This is a genomic window from Jeotgalicoccus sp. ATCC 8456, from assembly GCF_016313225.1.
GTDB classification, from domain to species: Bacteria; Bacillota; Bacilli; order Staphylococcales; family Salinicoccaceae; genus Jeotgalicoccus; species Jeotgalicoccus marinus.
Window position 1 is genome coordinate 1,523,851 of sequence record NZ_CP066224.1, and the last position, 20,380, is coordinate 1,544,230.

The following is a 20,380-nucleotide window of genomic DNA, read 5'->3' on the forward strand; positions in this document are numbered from 1 at the left end:
AAGATATATTTCCTAGTGTATTCATAAAATTTACACCTCATTAAACTAAAATGGTTTAAAGTATAAAATTATCCTTGACCTTACCCTAAGGTTAAGGTTATATAATCTATTTAGTCCGCTGATGATTTAAAGAAAGGGGGGAGGAAGTGGAGTGTTTTACGATTGGTCAACTAGCCCAACAAACAGGAGTCAGTCGAAAAGCCATTCGATTATATGAAGAAAAGGGATTGATCCTACCTTCCATTAAGCGAAGCGAGGGCAATTACCGCGTCTATAATCAAGAGCATGTATTTTGTATCAATGGAATTAAACAACTCCGTTCATTAGGCGTATCACTAGAGGAAATGAAAGATTTGATCGTGATTTTTGAAAAAAATACGGTAGATGTAGAACCTCATCTTCAACATTTATTAAAAGAGAAACTTATTGAAATAGATGAGCATATCAAGGATCTACAAAAATTACGTCAACATGTTGCATCGTTTCTTGATACACCGAATGAGGTATTCAATCATATGGAGGGAGTTAGACATTAAAGAATTAAACACAATACAAAGGGTTTTACTGAGATCACTTCGTAAAATTCTAACTATAGACAGGAAATTTTTTGAATATAACATCGGGAACAATAATGAAGATTAAACAAAAATGCTAAGGAGGAAAAAGATATGAAAAATGAAATTAAACAAATAGCAACCCGAATAGACCAACAGTCTGACCAAGGGGAAGCAGGCTCCATGAAGTGGCTCTTCCACCCGTTGTTACAAATGCTAGCAGAGGGGGAGCCGGTGACTGTTGAAGATATCGCTTCTGCGACCGGGAAGCCTGTCGAGGAAATGAGAAAGGTTCTTCAGACCCTACCAAGCGTGGAACTAAACGAACAGCGTCGTGTCGTTGGTTTTGGTCTCACCTTGGTCCCTACCCCCCACCGATTCAAGGTAGATGGGAAGGAACTATATACATGGTGTGCCCTTGACACACTTATGTTCCCAAAACTCATCGGACGCAAGGCCCAAATAGAGTCGCCTTGCCACGGCACCGGCAAGCCTGTAAAGTTGACGGTGGAACCTGACCGCGTTATAAGCGTGGAACCTTCCACATCTGTTGTCTCGATAGTTACTCCGGATGATATGTCGTCAATTCGCTCGGCATTCTGCAACGAAGTCCATTTTTTCAGCTCAGCGAGTGAAGCGCAGGACTGGCTTAACCAACATCCAGGGGGAAAGGTGTTATCTGTTGAAGATGCCTTTGAACTTGGAAATCTTATGGGGAAGAGTTACGAGGAAGTCGACCCTACCAATGGGTCTTGCTGTAACATTTGAAAATAGATACGCTTATCGTTATGTTAGCGAAAAAGCCGATGCATCCTAATAGGACATCGGCTTTTTGTATATTGAAAAAAAATTCAACCAAGATAAATTGAAAAAATTATCGTATGCTTAATTTTGGTTAGCATCTTTTTCTTTGAGTAATTATTGTTAACAAATAGGATTGATATACATTGTTAACGACATTAAAAGCACATAAGGCACACATAGTCATCATCATCATCATTTTCATCCAACGAAACATGATTATCACACCTTTATTTGCTGCTCAATATTGTTACAACAACCTTGTATCTCTTTAACTTGATGACTAATTTCTTCAGGCGAATTGGTACTCTCAATCTTATAGCAACATTTATCAATTCTCTTCTCCTGTTGTTTTATTTTATTTGTTGCCATAACATTCACCTCCTTAACCACAACAGCTTTCCTGGTATCCTTTGTCAGCGGAGATGGCAGTACCAATAACGGCTTCTGAAATACTCGGATGAATAGATATAATCTCTGAAAGATCGGTTATAGTCAATTTGCCTTTCATGGCTATGGCAATTTCATGAATCAATTCCTCTGCTCTTGGTCCAACAATGTGAGCACCAACAAGGTGTTTGGACTTCTTGTCACTGATTAACTTAACAAATCCTCTTGTTTCTCCTAATACCACTGCTGGTCCAACATCTGCAAAATCTAACCGGTTCGTATCAATATCCATTCCTTTTTCAATCGCCTCTTGTTCTGTTAAACCTATACTAGAAATAGGCGGGTGAGTGAATGTCGTCCGTGTTACTAAGCTATAATCGACATTTTCAATGTTATTTTCAATGGCATTTTTGGCAGCAACTCTTCCTTCATAAGATGCAACAGGAGTTAACATATATCCTCCAATGCCATCACCGCCAGCATAGATGTGTTCCACTGTTGTCTGAAGATATTCATTTACTTGGATTCCTGTTTTTTCGACTTTAACGCCAATTTGTTCTAAAGCAAGTCCACTGACATTTGGCACACGTCCAGTAGCCAATAACACCTGATCTACTTCAAAAGATTTCTTTCCATCTAGCGTTTCGACCTCAATGATTTTCCCGTCATTACTTTTGAGGACTTTCTGAACTCTACTGTTTAACAAAATTTCTATGCCTATTTCTTTTGAGATTGCTTCAATGGTTTGTGAAGAGTCATGATCTTCACTGGCCAACAAGCGATCTCCCATTTCTATTACAGTCAAGTCCACACCTACACTTGCAAAAATATGAGAAAATTCCATCGCAATAACGCCACCACCAATAATCGCCATTTTCTTCGGCAACTCACGGAGATTTAACGCTTCTGTACTGTTTATCGTGTGTTCGATACCTTCAATTGGGGGTGTGGATGTTTTTGATCCCAAAGCAAGCACAAACTTATCCGCTGAAATCTCCATGTCATTGACCTTGATAGTCGTTGAGGATATAAACGATGCCTCTCCACGAATTAAATCAATTCCTCGCTCTTTTAGACCTTTTTCTTTATCTTCCTCAAAGGACTTAATAATTTTTTCTTTTCGATCGATCACTTTGTCCCAAAGCAAAGATGCGTTTTGCACCACTATTCCAAATTCCTTTGCATTGTTAACTAAATCCCAAACTTCACTAGACCTTACCAAGGCCTTTTTGGGGATGCACCCCCTGTTAAGTCAGGTACCACCAAGAACATCATCTTTTTCAATTAGAGCTACTTTGGCATTGAGTGCAGCCCCTTGTTTCGCAGCTTGAATACCGCACATACCGCCACCGATGACTATAAGATCGTAATTAGTCATTAAGAATTCTCCTTTACAAAATAATGGTTCTACTTATATAAAATGCACACGACGCACTGTTATTATTCGAATAAAATGTTTTAGAAATGAAAATGAATTTCCTATATTTTAGACTTATTATCCTCTTTTATTTCAAAACGGAATGCATTAATCTTCGAATTTTGGTTAACAATAGCTTTGTAAAAAATTTAGATAAAGGAGCTGTTTTTTTAAAATGGAACAAGTTAAAGGAAAAGCTTGGTTACGGCCACAAGATTTTACCACTTCTGCCATCTTTCTTACCACTAAATGACATAGTATTTACCACACCCTGCCAACAAGCTTACCAATACATATAAAAATTAATGGTAATCATATGTTGAGAAAGAATTGATGTCTTTTTTAGTCAGTAGTGCCAGACTAGAAACCACCTTCCAAGCCATGACGTTCACGCATAGAGATTTCTCCGTCAATTAATATCTGATAGGAGTCATGGATGATCCGATCTAAAATGGCTTCGGCAATTGTTTCATTACCCAGTTTCAAATGCCAACCACTTGGGTCAATTTGAGAACAGAAAATGGTTGAAGATACCTTATGACGGGCTTCTGTAATTTCCAAAAGCATACTTGCTTCTTCAGGTGTTAAATCAGTGAGTAACCACTCATCCAGTACTAGAACGTCCACTTTTGTATATTTTTTAATACTTCTTCGGTAACTTCCATCTGCGGATAATTTGGCCAGAGATAATTCATCTAATAGCTCGGGTAAACGAATGTACTTCACTTTGTACAATTGACGACATGCCGAAATACCGAATGCGGTGCCTAAAAATGTCTTACCTGACCCTGTGGGTCCTTTTAATATGATGTTGTGCGCGTGATGAATATAAGTGCCACTCGCTAGTTTTAAAATCAAATCTTTATCCAGTCGACGATCTGCATGATACTCAATATCTTCAACACTGGCATTTGAGTTAACGAATGTCGCTGCTTTAATCAAGCGCTGCAGACGATTATTTTTACGACGGGAATGTTCCAAGTCGACCAGTAAAGAAAATCGGTCTTCAAAACTCATCTTTTTAAAATCCTGATTCATCGCTTGTTCCTGGTAGGCTTCAGCCATGCCATTTAATTTCATTTCGTGTAATTTAGTTAAAGTCTGATCATTCATCATTTATCCTCACCTCCATAATAAGATGCGCCACGGGTGAAGCCATAGTTGTTTTCGGTCATTTCTGTATTCTGTTTCAGTGTCTGTTCGGCATCATTCTTCTTATTATTTTTTAAGAGGGTTTGAATGCTTTTGACCGTCGGTCGTTGAGTGAGGGAAATTACCATTTTACACGCTCGTTCAATCTCATACTTTGTATATTTACGTTCTGATCTTTTCAGTGAAAATATCGATTGGAGGGCTTGTTTTTCAATTTGAGCCGTATCCAATATATATTCGATGACCTTCAGAGTACATGAACCAATACTGTTTGCCCACTCAATCGCAGCTTCCGGTGTCTGGTCTACAAATAATTTATGATTATCTGGCATATGGTCCCGCATAGTAGATAGTTGTCCAAATTTCCCATATAATCGTTTGTGAGAGGCCACTCGCATATGATTGAAATAAACTTCTACCAGGGTCTCTGAGAGTCTGATGTCAACTTGCCGATTAATGTACTCATAAGGCACAGAATAAAACATACTTTCGACAGAGACATGGTAGTCTGGACGGACTTTCGCTGTTCTCCATACAGAAAGTTTATACGGTGTGGCAGGCAGAGGGGAAAGCGCAAATTTCTCCTCTGTTTCAAATGCTGACAGTCGGTTCCCTTGTTTACGTGTAAATGCACGTTGATTGAAGTCAGCCAACTTTTGTTCAATTGCTTCATTTAATTCATCGATACTGAAGCACTGAGTATTTCTGAGTGCGGCAATAATCCGTGTAGAAACCGTACTGACTGAGCCCTCAACACTCGACTTATCTTTAGGTGCCCGCACACGTGCTGGCATGACGACTGTATTATAATGCTCAGCCATTTCTCTGTATGTTGGGTTTAAAATAAGCTCTTGAGACGTGTGCTTTGTCACGCTCGCTTTCAAATTATCTGGAACAATAATCTGTGTCGTCCCGCCAAAGTAAGCATACGCATGATTGTGTACTCGAATCCATGACTGTAAGTCCATCGACAAGGTCGCCTCTGCATAAGACAATTGACTGCATGGTAGAGTGGCGACAAATACATACGCTTTTAACTTTTCACCCGTATCTCGATCAATGATAAAAGCTGTGGATCCTGCCCAATCCACCTCCATGATTTCCCCTGGTTTTCTACGGATGCGTAAAGTGGCTTTATGCTTATCTGCATACTTACTGTAGTGCCGGACAAAGCTCCGATATGAATACGGTATTTTTTGATTCGTCCGACACTCCGCCTCATATTCATGATGAAGGAGTGAGAGCGTCACATTGGGTTTCGCTAATTCCTGATGAATATAATCAAAATCTAACGGTTGTCTGCCTGATGCCTCCAATGTCTTTTCCGGATATAAAAACGCCTCAATCCATACATCTGTCATTATTTCATCTAATGGACAGACTAATTCTTTCTTCTCCGCCAAATCAATAATTTCTGTCACTTTTTGTCGAGAATGATTCGTACTGGTCGCGATGCCTCTAAGACTGATGCCTTCAGCACGTAATTCTAATATCTTTCGATAATGAATCATAAAAATACCTCCGATATAAAATGTCACACCTATTGGTGTGCGCATTAATTATATCGGAGGTAGTGGTAAACATACTGACATGACTTGGTACATTCCTTGTCATTTAATGGTAAGAAAGATGGCAGAGGTGGTACATTTTTCTGGCCGTAATCACCGCTCGATTTCTTTGGTTTTTTGAACGGTAAAGACGTACATATCTTTACATCTCTCCCCATCTTGATCAACTACACCAAACAACAGGTGGATTTCTTTTAGCGAGAAGTCCAATTCCTTCATTCGTTTAATAAACCGTATCCGATCTGCTGTTTCCTCTGAATATATTCGATACCCTGATTCGTTTCTGGGAGGTCCGGCTATCAATCCTTTCCGCTCGTAATACCGAACGGTTTCTTTATTCACATTACACGCTTTAGCCAATTCACTGATTTTCATCCCCATATTGTCACCTCAATAAAAATATAAACTCTGTACCATAGTACACGGTTAAGTCATACATTATTTTTCTTTTATAGAATAATCTTATAAAACAGATCAGATAAAAAACCTTATTTATCAATTGTTCACATAAGTTTTTTAGAAGTTTAAGAATAAAGCTATCTGCTCTTCACGCCAAGAAGCCACATTCTTCCGTTGAAAAATGCGGCTGTCAAAAAAGTTATTTTCTTTTTGATTCTAAGATCATATAACAAGATTAGACGATAAAGTGGTTTATAAACATCTCACATTACGTAAACTTACACCATGTGGGCAATGTCCGAAGCTGCCGTTGGATAGGCAAATATCATTTGTTTCAATTCTTTGGTTGAAATTCCAAAACGAATGGCTGTTGCAAAATGATTAATCAGTTCATCGGCTTCATTACTAATCAAATGAGCACCGACAATTTGATCATGATCTTCGTCAATCAGCACTTTAAACGCAGCAAAGTCTTCATTTGTCCGTTTATACGTAAACCAGTCGGAGATGTTTTTCTGCTTTACTTTAATACTCCGGTCAGAGTTTTTGGCTTCCTCCTCGCTCATACCTACCGATGCCATTTTAGGTACGGTAAATACAGCAGATGGAATCACGGGATATTCAATTTTTTTGCTGTTCCCTTTCAATAAATTAGATGCTACGACATGAGAATCTGCACTGGCTACAGGTGTGAGAGGCAAGCCATCCGTTGCTGCAGCATCTCCGGCTGCATAGACATTCGGGTTACTTACACTTTGCAAATACTCATTAACATGGACACCATGTTTTTTCCTTTCTATATTCCCTTTTTCAAGATTCATATCTAAGGCAGGACCCGTCCAGCTCCATGAATAACAATGTCTGCTTCAAACCGAGTTATATCCTCTTTTTTTCGAGCGTACACATGAAACTTACCTTGTTTTTTTTCAATGGATTCAACGGAATGTTGAAGATGTACCTGTATGCCAATCTGTTTCGACTTTTCTAAAAGGATATCTACAAGATCTATATCAAAATTCTCCAAAGGTTTTTGACCTCGATGGATAATATGAACTTCTGATCCAGCACGTGCCGCGATGTGAGCAAATTCAAACGAAATATACCCCCCACCAACAAAGACGATTCTTTGTGGTAATTCATCCAACTCCAAAAACTCATCACTATAAGTAAGATGTTCTTCTCCTTGTATGGGCAAAGGGGTAGGTTTCGCACCACTAGCGATCAAGAAATGACCCCCTTCGAGCACTTCTTTATTCACTTCAAGTTTGTCCTCACTCATGAAAGATGCATTGCCATGATACGTATCGATTCCCTGTTTATTCAATGCTTGCTCTTTTTTTCCGGGACATGATCTGTAAAGGTTCGTTTAAAGCTCATTAGATCTTTCCAGTTGATGGAGACTTCAGATGGTACTCCGTTCCTAACCATTCGTTTGTTCCAATCAATAAGCTCGGCAGCACCATGTAGAACCTTTTTTGGGTCACATCCACGTAGTGCACACGTGCCCCCAAGCGGCCTGTCATCTACCATAGCTACATTCCAGCCGGCTTTATTACATTTTGCTGCTGTAATGGAACCAGCAGAACCTGAACCAATCACAATAAGATCGTATTTCTTTGTCATCATTATCCTCCTCATAGAAATCACTCTGTAATACGTTTGCCTTGTTTCTATCTAATGAAACCCCGTACCTTGTCCAAGGTTGAAAAAATCCACCGTATTTAACTAAACGGTGGATTCATTTTGTTGTTATCCCGCACAACATTGTTAAATATATAGCAAGACTTTCTTTTAAATCTTCTATGGTTAAGCAAATTAACGGCTAATGTCATCGTGTAAATCACATTTCATGCATTTTCGGATACAAGATGAGCCCCTAACACCTCAATATTTTTGTATCTGCCACTAACTCCATCCTTTTCATGCATTAAAAAATCGGCCCGTGTGTCAAATAAATAAGCAAGTAAACACCGGATAACAAGATGATAAATGCCACCAATGTCTGCATGATTGGCATGAATTTTCGGATTCATTTCTGGGCAAGTGTGCGCGACCCTAAAGGAAATATCGTAATGATAGTAATCGCTAACCTCATATCTATTGAGAAAAGCATAAAATTTATGACTATACTTTAGTATCTAGGCGTCTGTCATGGATTGGGAAACGACTATATAAGTTGAATTAAATATTTTACAGTACCATTAAGGTTCATAAAAGTACACTTTTAAGAACGGTTTAAAAACATTTGAAATAGATCAAAATAAACGTTCTTAAACATATAAAAATAGTTTACGAACGTTCAATATTTTCCATATACTTTTACGAACGTTTTTCATTTATAATTAGAAAAGTAATCTTCTGGTTAAACAATTTGTAGATGTGTGTCATTTTTGACGATAAATTGCATATATTTTAAGTGTTATTTTGCATAACCAACTTTAAAGCCTAGCTGTCTTTGTGAAAAGATTAGCCGGGTTTCTTAACTATAGTACAAATTATCGCCTAAATCAGTGCAAAATAACATCGAAAGTGACAGTTGGAACATAAAAGGCTGTGTTCTACCTTTTTTCAAATGTGTTATAGTGCAAAATAGCGCTTAAAAACAGGCGTAAAATAGCGTCTTAAGTGACATCTGTAACCATAAATATTATTCTCAAATCAAACATGTATCATTCTCCTGTTCAAACTATCATATTTTATATAGCAATGATATCACTTAAACAATTAATACAATGTTTGCTATAAAAGTTGTAATGAAATCGTCAAATATATCGTAATGAAACGTGCTAAAAAAGCTGCCAGAATATAATGACAGCTTTTTTACAATCCAATATATTCTACTGTTTAATGTTCATGCTCCGGATTTTCATCCTTGCACATTACAGAATTTTTATGAGGATGATTTTCACTTTCCATCTGAATAGTTGCATGCCCAATATTCTCGTCTTCCAACTTTTGTTCAATTGTTCTCAGTATTTCTTCGCTTTCCTGAATAGGAATGGTGCCATCCACTACCACATGGCACGAGAGTGCATTTTGACCACTTGTTATACTCCATACATGCAAGTCATGCATGTTATTTACACCGGGAATGCGCTCTATGGTTCTAATCACTGCATCGATCTCAACATTTTTGGGTGTGCCTTCCATCAGTACATGAATGGAATCTTTTGTCACACGCCATCCGCTTATCAATACAAGCACTGCAACAATCACACTCGCCAACGGATCTGCCCAACCCCAGTTGAAGAAGATGATCATCAGCGCCGCAATAATGGCTCCTACTGAACCAAGCAGATCGCCCAGCACATGTAAAAATGCTGCACGTATGTTCAAGTTTTCCTTTGTATCTCCTCCTCGCATGAGGAGCCATGCTACAAGTATATTTACCAATAACCCAATGGTAGCAATTATCAACATGCCAGTAGAGGCCACTTCAGGTGGATTCGCAAAACGTTGATATGCCTCATAAAAAATGTAGATAGCAATCAGTACCAGAGTAACGCCATTAAATACTGCTGCAAGAATTTCAAATCGTTTGTATCCATATGTTTTACTATAATCGGCCGCTTTTTCTCCAAGTATAAAAGCCAACAATCCCACACCCAGCGAAATTGAATCACTTAACATATGTCCCGCATCAGCTAGTAAGGCGAGACTATTTGTCAGGAATCCTCCAATTGCTTCAATAATCATATAAACTGTGATAATTATGAAACTGATCATCAAGGTCTTTTTGTTCGCACCATGTGTATGGTCATGCTCCTGACTCATCCAATCCCCTCCTCTGAATATTTGCAGATCGATATATTAAATCGATTTATATATATAGTTCTTTCATATTTCTTTGGTCAGTGATGACAAGCGTGATCAATTGTTTCTTTCAACATGTTCATTACATGTGCATCGTCATGGGAATAATATAGAGTCGTCCCCGCTCTTCTATATTTGACCAAGCGTAAATTCTTCAAAAACCGTAATTGGTGGGAGACAGTAGATTGTCTTAAATGTAAGTTTTCAGCGATATCATTTACGGAATATTCTTTAAGAAACAGCAAATTTAGTATTCTGATTCGCGTCGGGTCACTTAATGCTTTAAAAGTCTGGGAAACAACAAATAAAGTTTCTTCATCAAGATCTTTATGATTAACCACTGTTTCGTTTTCTTCCATGTCTTTTATGATTACTCACCTCTCCCTATTTAAGTAGGTCTAATATTAATATTGGTATATCTATATATAGTCATATATTAAAAATATCTAGCATTATTGTCAAGCCTCTCATTCTAATTGATACACAATCGCAACTATCTTTTTCCTATCAATTATATTTATATTTTTTGATGTTATGTTATTAACGTCTATTTATGGTAGACCCTAAATAGACATTACAAGGATATTATTTTCACTGGTTTTTCAGTGTATGATTAGGGTGTATTTTAATTATATTCAGAAAAGATGGTTATATGAAAATAGGCTACGCTCGAGTGTCGTCATTGGATCAGAATTTGAATAGACAGATTGAAGTATTAGAAGAATTTGGTGCAGAAAAGGTTTTTAGAGAAAAGAGATCTGGTGCCACCGTAAATGAGCGCAGTGTCTTCAAAGAAGTCTTAGACTTTGTGCGTTCGGAAGACCAACTCATTGTAGAATTTATTGACCGATTAAGAAGAAATTACGATGAAATCATAGATACAGTTAATTTCTTAAAGCAAAAAGATGTTCAATTGGTTATCACAAGTTTGCCTATTATGAGTGAAGCGATCGGCAATCCACTGTTGGATAAGTTCATCAAAGATCTAATCATCCAAATACTAGGCATGATTGCAGAACAGGAGCGTTCGGAATCAAAGCGTAGACAAGCCCAAGGTATTAAATTGGCAAAAAGTAAAGGAATCTATAAAGGCCGACCGATACTTTACTTTCCAAATGCGAAAGATCCTCAAAAGCGACTCGTGTATCATCGTGTCGTTTCTCAGTTGAAAGAAGGCATTGCCATATCCCAAATTGTGAAAGAAGTAGGAATTACACGACAGACTATATATAGAATTAAGAAAGAAATGAAATAGTGTTTATCAACAGAAATGTGACGTATAGTATCAAGATAAGAAGAAATCAAAATTATTTAGGCACAAAATAATAAAAAAGATCTTTCTCAAAATGTTTTTCTAAAAATTCTTTTTGATTCAATACTGTCTCTTTTAGTTTTACAACCTCCATACTTTTTGGTTCAAAACTTACAGTGACATGAGATTCACCATAAACATGACCCATTTGTCTTAATACATAACCTTCTTCATAAACATCTCCAATTTTATTTTCATACGAAACTATTATATAAATGTCAGTATAAAAATTTTTCATCTTACCTTTAAAATAGTGATAAGGAATAGTATTTTTTAATTTTTCATTACTATCTAAATGATATGATCCGTTAGTAGTAAATATTAACCCCAAATCCTTATAACCATTATCTTTATGTTTCATCCAAGTCTCATTTTCTGCATATAAATACAAATAAACCCTCACATTATAAGCAATGTTTTTTGATGTATTTTTAATACTAAAACGATAATCTCCAAAAAGCATAGACACATTCTCAGCAACCCAACTTTCGTTAAAATGAGATTTCTCTTCTGTCATTACATCAGGAAAATACATCACTAAAACAGGTTTAATATTTTCATTGAATTGCTGTTTTTGTAACTTTAATGTCTCTTCTGAAATTTTCAAAGAATCTAAAGTGATTTCATTACTCTTTTTAGCATTAGAAACAGATTTCCAAGTAATTATTAATAAAATTATTGAGGAAATAAACGCTAATAAATCAGAAATTAAAACAGGTTCATAAGTCACTATTTTTTCGATAAATGATTGTTTATTATGCATCCACTTCTCCATTCATATACTTTTATTTTTTACTAATTATATCAATAATTTTTATTCCAATTTTCTTTTGGTGTGAACCAACGGCAACCATAAAAACCCAAAAGCTGTAGGTAGGCATTTTTGATACCTCGCGGTATATGCCTACCGGTTTTTTAGTTTATTCAGGGTTGCTTTTCCCACCAAAAGTTTTCTCGGCATAAATGAATCTCCACTGTTTTTTCTAGCACAGGAGAAAAAAGTTATGCAGAAACGTCGATCACAACATATGAGTGCGTCCTCACGGATTATTTTATCCCACACCCCACAATATAACTTTCCTATGATAAAATCAAAAGACGTTTCGGAGAAGCCAGTATATTACGGGCAACCAGTCTAACTGATGCGTCTACATTAAAACACGATCGAATCTTATTGCGGGACATAAAAAATGATACAATATCATAGTCGCCTATACTTCCTGGGCGAACATCGACCAGGAAGGAGGTGAACACCATGGAACTAATTTTTGTTAACATCATTGCCCCAATTATCGTAGGGGGCATTGTTGCGCTCTTTGTCTATTGGTGAGATAAGCGTAACAATAAGTAGGCGACAATAACCACACCAAAAAACCCCCAATCTATACCAGTAGATTGGGGGTTCGGTGATTCCATGGAACTAATTTTTGTTATCTACATTATAACATTCTAATTAATTAAAATCAAAATTCTTGTAATGAAACGTTTTTGATATATTTTTTAGCGATAACTTAAGTATGTTTGGTGGTAATATAAGGAACTATTAATTAGATTATATAGTTGGTATGATGAGAGAAGTGAAAAAGCCAACTTTTTTTATTATAATAAATGGCTATTTGGAGGGAGAGGTTATGGCTTTTAAAAAAGTAGTTGTAGACTTTGATATTGTTTTTGAATTCATAGAAGGTAAGGATTCTAAAGCAGAATACTCAGAAACTGTCGAGTTTCAAGATGGACAGAATAAAAAGGAGTTAGAAGCTATGCTAGAGAGAAAAGCTAAAGAAATTGGAAAAGAGCTAAGAGATACTATTGTAAATAACGACTTTATAAGTGTAGGTAACACTTTTTTTTAGAACCAATTTAATTAAATTCGTTTACTGTAAATCCTTAAATTACTAGATTTAGAAAGCTTTTTTTATTTTAATTTTTAAGTGTCTACTTTAGGAGGAGCACATCAGAGATTGAATGAAACATCTTGTGTTTTTTGAATAAACTTTAAGTACTCTAAATAACTGCTATGATTAATTAGGTAATAATACATCGATTCTATACATGACATGCTGCCTTCTTACTTTAAATTAAGTAAGTTTCTTAAATAAGAACCTAGTGGAGTTTTCAGGGCAATAAAAGGGCAAACTATCTGGAAAAGGGCAGATAGTATTGGAATTCTTTTTAAGAAAATAGTTGGAAAACATTGATCTAAAAGGATTTTTATTAACCCTTGTAGGGTGATAATTGGAGTACATCATTGAGTGGGAATAAGAAAGTTGCTTTCAAAGCCGATGTATGTATCTTAAATCATACATCGGTTTTTTTGTTATATAATATTTTATTTTGATAAATCGTAATGATTACGTTATAATTCATTCACTTAGATGAGTTAGAAGATAAAATCAAAAGGAGTGTTTACTTGGCAAAGAAATCTAAAGTAGTTAAAGCACAGAAGCGAGAAAAAATGGTTGCACAGTATGCAGAGTTAAGAAAAGAGTTAAAAGAAAAAGGTGATTATGAAGCACTTCAGAAGTTACCTAGAGATTCATCACCAACACGCGTAAACAACCGTTGTGGTGTAACCGGTAGACCTCGTGGTTACATGCGTAAATTTAATATGTCTCGTATTGCCTTTCGTGATCATGCCTATAAAGGGCAGATTCCAGGTGTAAAAAAGGCAAGTTGGTAAAAAGTAGAGCCAGTAATCTTAATTAAAAGATTGCTGGCTCTTTATTGATAAATTATTCATGTCCTATACGATTTTGCAGTACCTGAATTAAAGTCTCAACTGGGTAAAGATGCCAGTCAATATACTCCCCAGTTTTATAATCATTAACAGCCATTTGAACTAGCTTAGCTTCTTCATCTGATAAGCTTTCCATAACAATTTGTCCGGCAGTTTCTTTCGAATAGACCTCACCAGTAGTATAGGTCAGAATCATGCGACAAAAGGTTAAAATGACATTCGTTTCATCACCCTCATAATCACCTATTAATACTCTAGAAGCATCCTCAATCGCTTTTTGTAAGTCGTTCAAAGGAATCTCAGGAACTAGATTTTTGATATTTTTATCCCCGTAAAGTGAAATTGAGTTTGACCTCGCCTGGTAAAGCAAAATAGCGAGATCTGAATTAGTTTTCTTAGTTGGAATTATATTGTTTAAATAATCTTCCCTGAGCCACTCTCCATAAACAAAATCTTCAGTAGGAGGATAGGTCCAAGGGACATTGTCATTGTAATTAAGCACTGTTAACTCGATGTACCTGAGATTACTGTCCGCTCCAATACTTTTGGAAATAGGCATAATTTTAGAAATTAGTTGTTCTTTCTCTTGATATGTCATATCTCTATTTAAAATAACTAAAAAATCAATATCACTATTGGTTTTTAAGCTACTCTCAACATAGGAACCATACAGATAGACCCCTAATAAGTCATTTGTAAACAAGTCTTTCAACTCATTTAAGACATTATCGATTTGAATATTATCCTCTTTCATAATAAGAACACTCCGATTTAAAGCATTATATATAACCTTTATACCATAATGAGACAGTATACTTTTTATGAATAGATTTTAATTTTAATGGTAGATAGAATATAGATAAATATCGTAAGAGGGTGATAAAGTTCTGTTACTAAATGAGAGTCATATAAGAAATGTAGTCAATATGAAAGAGGCGGTTCTGTTGCAAAGTAAAAAAATATAGCTAACCACTAATTTATCATGTCAGTGTTCGCTTAATTTGCTAGCATGATGCTAATTTCGTGGCATGGCGAAAATCCGTAGATCTGAAGAGACCTGCGGTTCTTTTTATATAGAGCGTAAATACATTCAATACCTTTTAAAGTATTCTTTGCTGTATTGATACTTTGATATCTTTTCTTTCTTACTTTAATATGACGGTGATCTTGCTCAATGAGGTTATTCAGATATTTCGATGTACAATGACAGTCAGGTTTAAGTTTAAAAGCTTTAATTACTTTAGCCATTGCTACCTTCGTTGAAGGTGCCTGATCTGTAATTACCTTTTGAGGTTTACCAAATTGTTTAATGAGACGTTTGATAAACGCATATGCTGAATGATTATCTCGTTGCTTACGCAACCAAATATCTAATGTATGTCCCTCTGCATCAATGGCACGATATAAATAGCTCCATTTTCCTTTTATTTTGATGTACGTCTCATCAATACGCCATTTGTAATAAGCTTTTTTATGCTTTTTCTTCCAAATTTGATACAAAATTGGGGCATATTCTTGAACCCAACGGTAGACCGTTGAATGATGAACGTTTACACCACGTTCCCTTAATATTTCAGATATATCACGATAACTCAATGCATATCTTAGATAGTAGCCAACGGCTACAGTGATAACATCCTTGTTAAATTGTTTATATCTGAAATAGTTCATACAGAAGACTCCTTTTTGTTAAAATTATACTATAAATTCAACTTTGCAACAGAACCTTTTAACCTCTAATGAAGGCATTCCTTTTTTATATGTAAACAAGTATTTAAAGTTTTTAGATACTATAAATAGATCACCAAATACTATAAAATCCTATGCTTATAGATTTGACCTGGTACCTCCTAAGTCTACAGATTTTTTATTTCATCTGTAAACTTAGGAGGTACCAGGTCAAGGTAATAATCGATGGGAATTTTGCTTTTTCAATAAATATGCGTAATTCTTTTTTTGCATGTTTGGTACCTAAACCAATTAACATAACAGGTTTTTTACTATTTTCAATCAGTTTTGCTGCATCTTGAATAGACTCAACTGATGGTTTCTTTGGTGCAGGTGGCTCCTTATCTATTTTTTTATCTGTATGGTCGTCAATTTTTTGAGTTAATAAATCATTTGGTAATACAAGCACAGCTACACCCTTTTTGGCATATGCAGTACGAATTGCTTCATTTACTGTTTCAAAGATAGTTTCCGGTTCCTTAATCTGTTTATTATAGACAGCAACATCTTTGAACAATTCCGTAAGATTTGTTTCTTGAAATGCTTTTGTACCGAGAACATCACTGTCAGATTGACCAGCTAATATTAATTGAGGGATGTTGTCCAGTTTTGCATCATACATTCCATTTATTAAGTGGATAGCTCCAGGGCCCCCGATACTTAATGCCACACCGATTTTACCAGTCAGTTTTGTGAAACTGGAGGCGGCCAGACTTGCTACTTCTTCATGTCTAACATGATAAAAATCAATTTCATCTTCTACAACTTTTAATCCATCAACGACCGCATCAATGGAATCTCCTGGAATTCCGTATACATGATCAATATCCCATGCTTTCAAGGCTGAGATTAATGCGTGATTTGCTTTGATTTTTTTAGGCATACATACATTTACTCCTTTATTTTTCTTGATTTAGTGTGCCAATTTGCGTATTCAATTATGCATCAAGGGATTAACGTGCACTACCGTTATTTAAAATTACTTCAACAAGGAATTAATAGAATAATGTGATGATAAAAGGCAAAAATATTGAGCTTAAAACGGCAGTGAGTATCATACCAATTGAACTAAAAGCACCAGACTCTAAATCCAGTTCAAGTGCTTTTGCGGTACCAAAGGCGTGGGATGCATTACCATAAGTTAATCCTTTGGCAATTGAGCTTTGGAAGTTACCTATCTTTATTAAAGAAGAACCTAATATGCTCCCTATTAATCCGGTTGCTATAATAAAGATAATGCTAAGTGTTTCTAATCCTCCCATTTGGTGGGATACTTGAATTCCAACTGCTGTCGTAATGGAACGCGGCAGCAATGTAACAATCATTTGTTTTGAAAATCCAAATAAATTCATAACGAAATAGATAATGATAAAATTAAGTAAAATACCAAATACCACACTGGTCATTATGACTTTAAGATTACGCATTATCATATGTCGATATTTATATAATGGGTAAGCTAGACATACAACGGTACAGTCTAAAAATTTGGAAATCCATTGGCCGCCAATCATATAATCTTTATAATCAAGGCCGCATATAATTAAAATGAAGATGATTGCCAGTGATGCAATCAGTGCCGGGTTCAGTATGGAATAGTTGAATTTGTTCTGGATATAGCGTGCAATGACATACATACATATTGTTAAAATAACCATCATAAAGCCCGTTAAAATCATGGTGAATCATGCTTTTCGTTAGGTGTCCATTTTTGCACCATTTTTTCGGCCAAATAACCAGATGCTAACGCAACAATACATGTACCTAATATGATTAAAGCGATAAATATTAAGTAATTAAGGTTGATTTGTTCAATGATGTTCATACCTCCAACTATAGAGGGAATGAAAAAGAGAGCCATTGTACCTAATAATATATTAGCCCCTTCTTGAACCCATCTTTCAGGTATCACTTTGAATTGAAGTAATAAAAAGAAAGTCGCTAACCCTACAATACTTCCGGCAATTGGTATGTGTAACACACTTTGTATCTTATTACCTAACGCGGTGATTAAAAATATTATGGAAATCTGTGACAGAATTCTAAAAAACTTAAATAACATTCGGCTTCATTCCTTATTGTCTTTTGCTTCTAAAAAATCCTTAATTCTTCCTCCCTCGTTTTGTTTACATACTCATTATAAGACGGAACATGTTATTACAAAAATAGTGGTTTGTCATAATAGATATTACGTTTATCTATGTAAGCGATATCTTCTATTTTGAATCCAGCTGTTTTTGCATAAAGTGAAGCCATTCTTTAGTGACAAAATTCATGTATTTATTGTTTTTCCATATCACACCAAGTTGCCATACAATAGATGGCGACTCGATACTAACGCTTCGAACATCGTCACTTAGCATTTCAATAATACTTTTAGGAAGGATACCAATACCAATTTGTGCAATAATCATTTGTTCAATAGAATTCCACTGAGAAATTTTCGAAACAATATGAGGTATAAAGCCCGCGCGTTTACAAGAGTCAGTTATTATGTCGTTCAGATAAAAATTTTCGTTAAATAATATAAAGCCTTCATTTTCTAGTTGTATTAAAGACACTTTTTCTTTATCTGCTAAAGGGTGATTTTTATTTACAACAAGTTTTAATTCTTCTTCGTAAAATGGAAAGGATTGAAAAAGACGATCATCAACAGGTAAAGCAGTAATTCCAACATCGAGTTCATCAATTTGAATACTTTGCTCTATTGTTTTTCCACCATTTTCGATAAGCTCATAAGTGATATTGGGATAGCAATTATGAAAATCGGCTAAAATTTTTATGAGTTTCTTAACATTCATAATTGGAGAAAGACCAATTTTGAGATGTCCAGTTTTAACCCCAAGTAAATTATCCATCACAACTGGTAAGTCTTTGTATAAATTTACAATTTCATTACATTGTTCAAAAAAGATTTTACCTGCATCTGTTAGTTTTAAACTTTTTTTGCTTCGATCAAATAAAATTAATTGCAATTCATCCTCTAAGTTTTTAATCGTTTTACTGATAGTAGGTTGGGCGATAAATAGTTTTTCCGATGCTTTAGTCATACTTCCTTGTTTTACAACTTCAACAAAATAGACCATGTGTTGTATATCCATATTATTCCTCCTGTGTTTCAGATGCTTAATGAAGATATTATCATAAAGTAAACAGGTTATGAATGGCATGGTAAATCCCTATAATTTAGGTCATCTAAATTAGTGGCGCTAGGAGACTTCCAATTTTACACTCTGGTGATACGATAGTGATTTAGCGATTAGTGAAGCCTTGGGTTACAATTAGAGTATTCAACCGATGTTATTGGGGAAGTCCTTGATGAATAAGCGTAACAAAATGATCTATGAGGCAACTTTGGCTTCAACTGATGAAATAATTTGTGGACGTAACTTGTTTGCCAAGTAATACTCATAATTCGGTTCTGTTGCAAAGTAAAAAAATATAGCTAACCACTAATTTATCATGTCAGTGTTCGCTTAATTTGCTAGCATGATGCTAATTTCGTGGCATGGCGAAAATCCGTAGATCTGAAGAGACCTGCGGTTCTTTTTATATAGAGCGTAAATACATTCAATACCTTTTAAAGTATTCTTTGCTGTATTGATACTTTGATATCTTTTCTTTCTTACTTTAATATGACGGTGATCTTGCTCAATGAGGTTATTCAGATATTTCGATGTACAATGACAGTCAGGTTTAAGTTTAAAAGCTTTAATTACTTTAGCCATTGCTACCTTCGTTGAAGGTGCCTGATCTGTAATTACCTTTTGAGGTTTACCAAATTGTTTAATGAGACGTTTGATAAACGCATATGCTGAATGATTATCTCGTTGCTTACGCAACCAAATATCTAATGTATGTCCCTCTGCATCAATGGCACGATATAAATAGCTCCATTTTCCTTTTATTTTGATGTACGTCTCATCAATACGCCATTTGTAATAAGCTTTTTTATGCTTTTTCTTCCAAATTTGATACAAAATTGGGGCATATTCTTGAACCCAACGGTAGACCGTTGAATGATGAACGTTTACACCACGTTCCCTTAATATTTCAGATATATCACGATAACTCAATGCATATCTTAGATAGTAGCCAACGGCTACAGTGATAACATCCTTGTTAAATTGTTTATATCTGAAATAGTTCATACAGAAGACTCCTTTTTGTTAAAATTATACTATAAATTCAACTTTGCAACAGAACCCTTACAAGGATTTTACCAGTTAATTGCAGCAGTTGAAGCGGCAGATATCGAAAATATTTATTTATATAACAGAACACCAAGTAAAGGAGAGAAATTTACTGACGACTTAAGCGCAGTACTTAGTAAGGACATTAATATCGTCGCTTTAGATACGGTGGAGGAAGTAGTGGAGTCAGCTGAAACTATTGTCACAGCAACGACATCTTCAAATTAAATCATGAAGGGTTTTTGCAATCGTATTTTTTGTTTTAGATTGCAAGTATCTGTAATATTTTTATAAACTATATTTTTGGAGGAGATAA

20 protein-coding genes and 4 pseudogenes are annotated in these 20,380 nt (G+C 35.5%); 7 read left to right on the top strand and 17 right to left on the bottom strand.

Annotated features, from left to right (window positions below):
* The first annotated feature begins 146 nt into the window (after nt 1–146).
* Complete coding sequence (gene merR2 / locus JEM45_RS07875; RefSeq protein WP_051220548.1) at nt 147–536, top strand: mercury resistance transcriptional regulator MerR2; 390 nt, start codon at nt 147–149, stop codon at nt 534–536.
* 132 nt (nt 537–668) lie between these two features.
* The gene (gene merB / locus JEM45_RS07880) at nt 669–1,322 is read left to right on the top strand and encodes an organomercurial lyase MerB (protein ID WP_026867179.1); all 654 of its coding nucleotides are present in this window, start codon (nt 669–671) and stop codon (nt 1,320–1,322) included.
* A gap of 255 nt (nt 1,323–1,577) precedes the next feature.
* Here merB and JEM45_RS07885 read toward each other — a convergent pair whose 3' ends face one another.
* From JEM45_RS07885 to JEM45_RS07925, 9 genes and pseudogenes are all read right to left on the bottom strand, one after another.
* Nucleotides 1,578–1,727: a hypothetical protein gene (locus JEM45_RS07885; protein ID WP_156889175.1), complete on the bottom strand. Its 150-nt coding sequence runs from the start codon at nt 1,725–1,727 to the stop codon at nt 1,578–1,580.
* Nucleotides 1,728–1,740: 13 nt separating this feature from the next.
* Nucleotides 1,741–2,199 carry a hypothetical protein gene (locus tag JEM45_RS10930; protein ID WP_235678970.1) on the bottom strand — a complete coding sequence of 153 codons (459 nt, stop codon included), beginning with the start codon at nt 2,197–2,199 and terminating at the stop codon, nt 1,741–1,743.
* Nucleotides 2,182–3,123, bottom strand: a pseudogene (locus JEM45_RS10935) (NAD(P)/FAD-dependent oxidoreductase); the annotation flags it as partial. The gene JEM45_RS10930 and the pseudogene JEM45_RS10935, both read right to left, overlap by 18 nt.
* Before the next feature lie 399 nt (nt 3,124–3,522).
* Nucleotides 3,523–4,278 carry an IS21-like element helper ATPase IstB gene (gene istB, locus JEM45_RS07900; protein WP_026867177.1) on the bottom strand — a complete coding sequence of 252 codons (756 nt, stop codon included), beginning with the start codon at nt 4,276–4,278 and terminating at the stop codon, nt 3,523–3,525.
* The gene (gene istA / locus JEM45_RS07905; protein ID WP_198687235.1) at nt 4,275–5,825 is read right to left on the bottom strand and encodes an IS21 family transposase; all 1,551 of its coding nucleotides are present in this window, start codon (nt 5,823–5,825) and stop codon (nt 4,275–4,277) included. The genes istB and istA overlap by 4 nt, the downstream gene beginning before the upstream one ends.
* A gap of 153 nt (nt 5,826–5,978) precedes the next feature.
* Nucleotides 5,979–6,263, bottom strand: a pseudogene (gene merR / locus JEM45_RS07910) (Hg(II)-responsive transcriptional regulator MerR); the annotation flags it as partial.
* 296 nt (nt 6,264–6,559) lie between these two features.
* Nucleotides 6,560–7,904 (bottom strand): annotated as a pseudogene (locus JEM45_RS07915) (NAD(P)/FAD-dependent oxidoreductase).
* 1,221 nt (nt 7,905–9,125) lie between these two features.
* Nucleotides 9,126–10,055: a cation diffusion facilitator family transporter gene (locus JEM45_RS07920; RefSeq protein WP_026867174.1), complete on the bottom strand. Its 930-nt coding sequence runs from the start codon at nt 10,053–10,055 to the stop codon at nt 9,126–9,128.
* Between the two features lie 77 nt (nt 10,056–10,132).
* Complete coding sequence (locus JEM45_RS07925; RefSeq protein WP_026867173.1) at nt 10,133–10,453, bottom strand: ArsR/SmtB family transcription factor; 321 nt, start codon at nt 10,451–10,453, stop codon at nt 10,133–10,135.
* Nucleotides 10,454–10,746: 293 nt separating this feature from the next.
* Between JEM45_RS07925 and JEM45_RS07930 the strand changes: the two genes are divergently transcribed.
* Nucleotides 10,747–11,349: a recombinase family protein gene (locus tag JEM45_RS07930; RefSeq protein WP_026867172.1), complete on the top strand. Its 603-nt coding sequence runs from the start codon at nt 10,747–10,749 to the stop codon at nt 11,347–11,349.
* A 52-nt stretch (nt 11,350–11,401) separates the two neighbouring features.
* Here the strand turns inward: JEM45_RS07930 and JEM45_RS07935 are convergent, their stop codons facing one another.
* Nucleotides 11,402–12,169 (bottom strand): hypothetical protein, encoded by a 768-nt coding sequence (locus tag JEM45_RS07935; RefSeq protein ID WP_198687236.1) that lies wholly within the window; start codon nt 12,167–12,169, stop codon nt 11,402–11,404.
* Between the two features lie 492 nt (nt 12,170–12,661).
* On the opposite strand from JEM45_RS07935, the gene JEM45_RS07940 reads away from it, so the two are divergent.
* The 3 genes from JEM45_RS07940 (at nt 12,662) to rpsN (ending at nt 14,086) form a co-directional block, all read left to right on the top strand.
* Nucleotides 12,662–12,736, top strand: a complete 75-nt coding sequence (locus tag JEM45_RS07940; protein WP_156889177.1) for a type I toxin-antitoxin system Fst family toxin — start codon at nt 12,662–12,664, stop codon at nt 12,734–12,736.
* A 301-nt stretch (nt 12,737–13,037) separates the two neighbouring features.
* On the top strand, nt 13,038–13,259 hold the full coding sequence (locus JEM45_RS07945) for a hypothetical protein (RefSeq protein ID WP_026867170.1): 222 nt from the start codon (nt 13,038–13,040) through the stop codon (nt 13,257–13,259).
* Between the two features lie 557 nt (nt 13,260–13,816).
* Nucleotides 13,817–14,086, top strand: a complete 270-nt coding sequence (gene rpsN, locus JEM45_RS07950; RefSeq protein ID WP_026867169.1) for a 30S ribosomal protein S14 — start codon at nt 13,817–13,819, stop codon at nt 14,084–14,086.
* Nucleotides 14,087–14,138: 52 nt separating this feature from the next.
* Here rpsN and JEM45_RS07955 read toward each other — a convergent pair whose 3' ends face one another.
* The 7 genes and pseudogenes from JEM45_RS07955 to JEM45_RS07985 form a co-directional block, all read right to left on the bottom strand.
* Nucleotides 14,139–14,897, bottom strand: coding sequence for an aminoglycoside adenylyltransferase domain-containing protein (locus JEM45_RS07955; protein ID WP_198687237.1), 759 nt, complete (start codon nt 14,895–14,897; stop codon nt 14,139–14,141).
* 242 nt (nt 14,898–15,139) lie between these two features.
* Nucleotides 15,140–15,814 (bottom strand): IS6-like element IS257 family transposase, encoded by a 675-nt coding sequence (locus JEM45_RS07960; RefSeq protein ID WP_198687238.1) that lies wholly within the window; start codon nt 15,812–15,814, stop codon nt 15,140–15,142.
* Between the two features lie 229 nt (nt 15,815–16,043).
* Nucleotides 16,044–16,754 (bottom strand): annotated as a pseudogene (locus tag JEM45_RS07965) (thiamine pyrophosphate-binding protein); the annotation flags it as partial.
* 112 nt (nt 16,755–16,866) lie between these two features.
* Nucleotides 16,867–17,550 (bottom strand): LrgB family protein, encoded by a 684-nt coding sequence (locus JEM45_RS07970; protein WP_008592735.1) that lies wholly within the window; start codon nt 17,548–17,550, stop codon nt 16,867–16,869.
* Nucleotides 17,547–17,933: a CidA/LrgA family protein gene (locus JEM45_RS07975; RefSeq protein ID WP_026867301.1), complete on the bottom strand. Its 387-nt coding sequence runs from the start codon at nt 17,931–17,933 to the stop codon at nt 17,547–17,549. Before JEM45_RS07975 ends, JEM45_RS07970 begins: the two co-directional genes overlap by 4 nt.
* Nucleotides 17,934–18,087: 154 nt before the next feature.
* On the bottom strand, nt 18,088–18,972 hold the full coding sequence (locus tag JEM45_RS07980) for a cidABC operon transcriptional activator CidR (protein ID WP_010529476.1): 885 nt from the start codon (nt 18,970–18,972) through the stop codon (nt 18,088–18,090).
* A gap of 375 nt (nt 18,973–19,347) precedes the next feature.
* The gene (locus JEM45_RS07985) at nt 19,348–20,022 is read right to left on the bottom strand and encodes an IS6-like element IS257 family transposase (RefSeq protein ID WP_198687238.1); all 675 of its coding nucleotides are present in this window, start codon (nt 20,020–20,022) and stop codon (nt 19,348–19,350) included.
* Between the two features lie 15 nt (nt 20,023–20,037).
* Here JEM45_RS07985 and JEM45_RS07990 point away from each other — a divergent pair, with 15 nt between their 5' ends.
* Nucleotides 20,038–20,292 (top strand): hypothetical protein, encoded by a 255-nt coding sequence (locus tag JEM45_RS07990; protein WP_198687239.1) that lies wholly within the window; start codon nt 20,038–20,040, stop codon nt 20,290–20,292.
* The last annotated feature ends 88 nt before the right edge of the window (nt 20,293–20,380 follow it).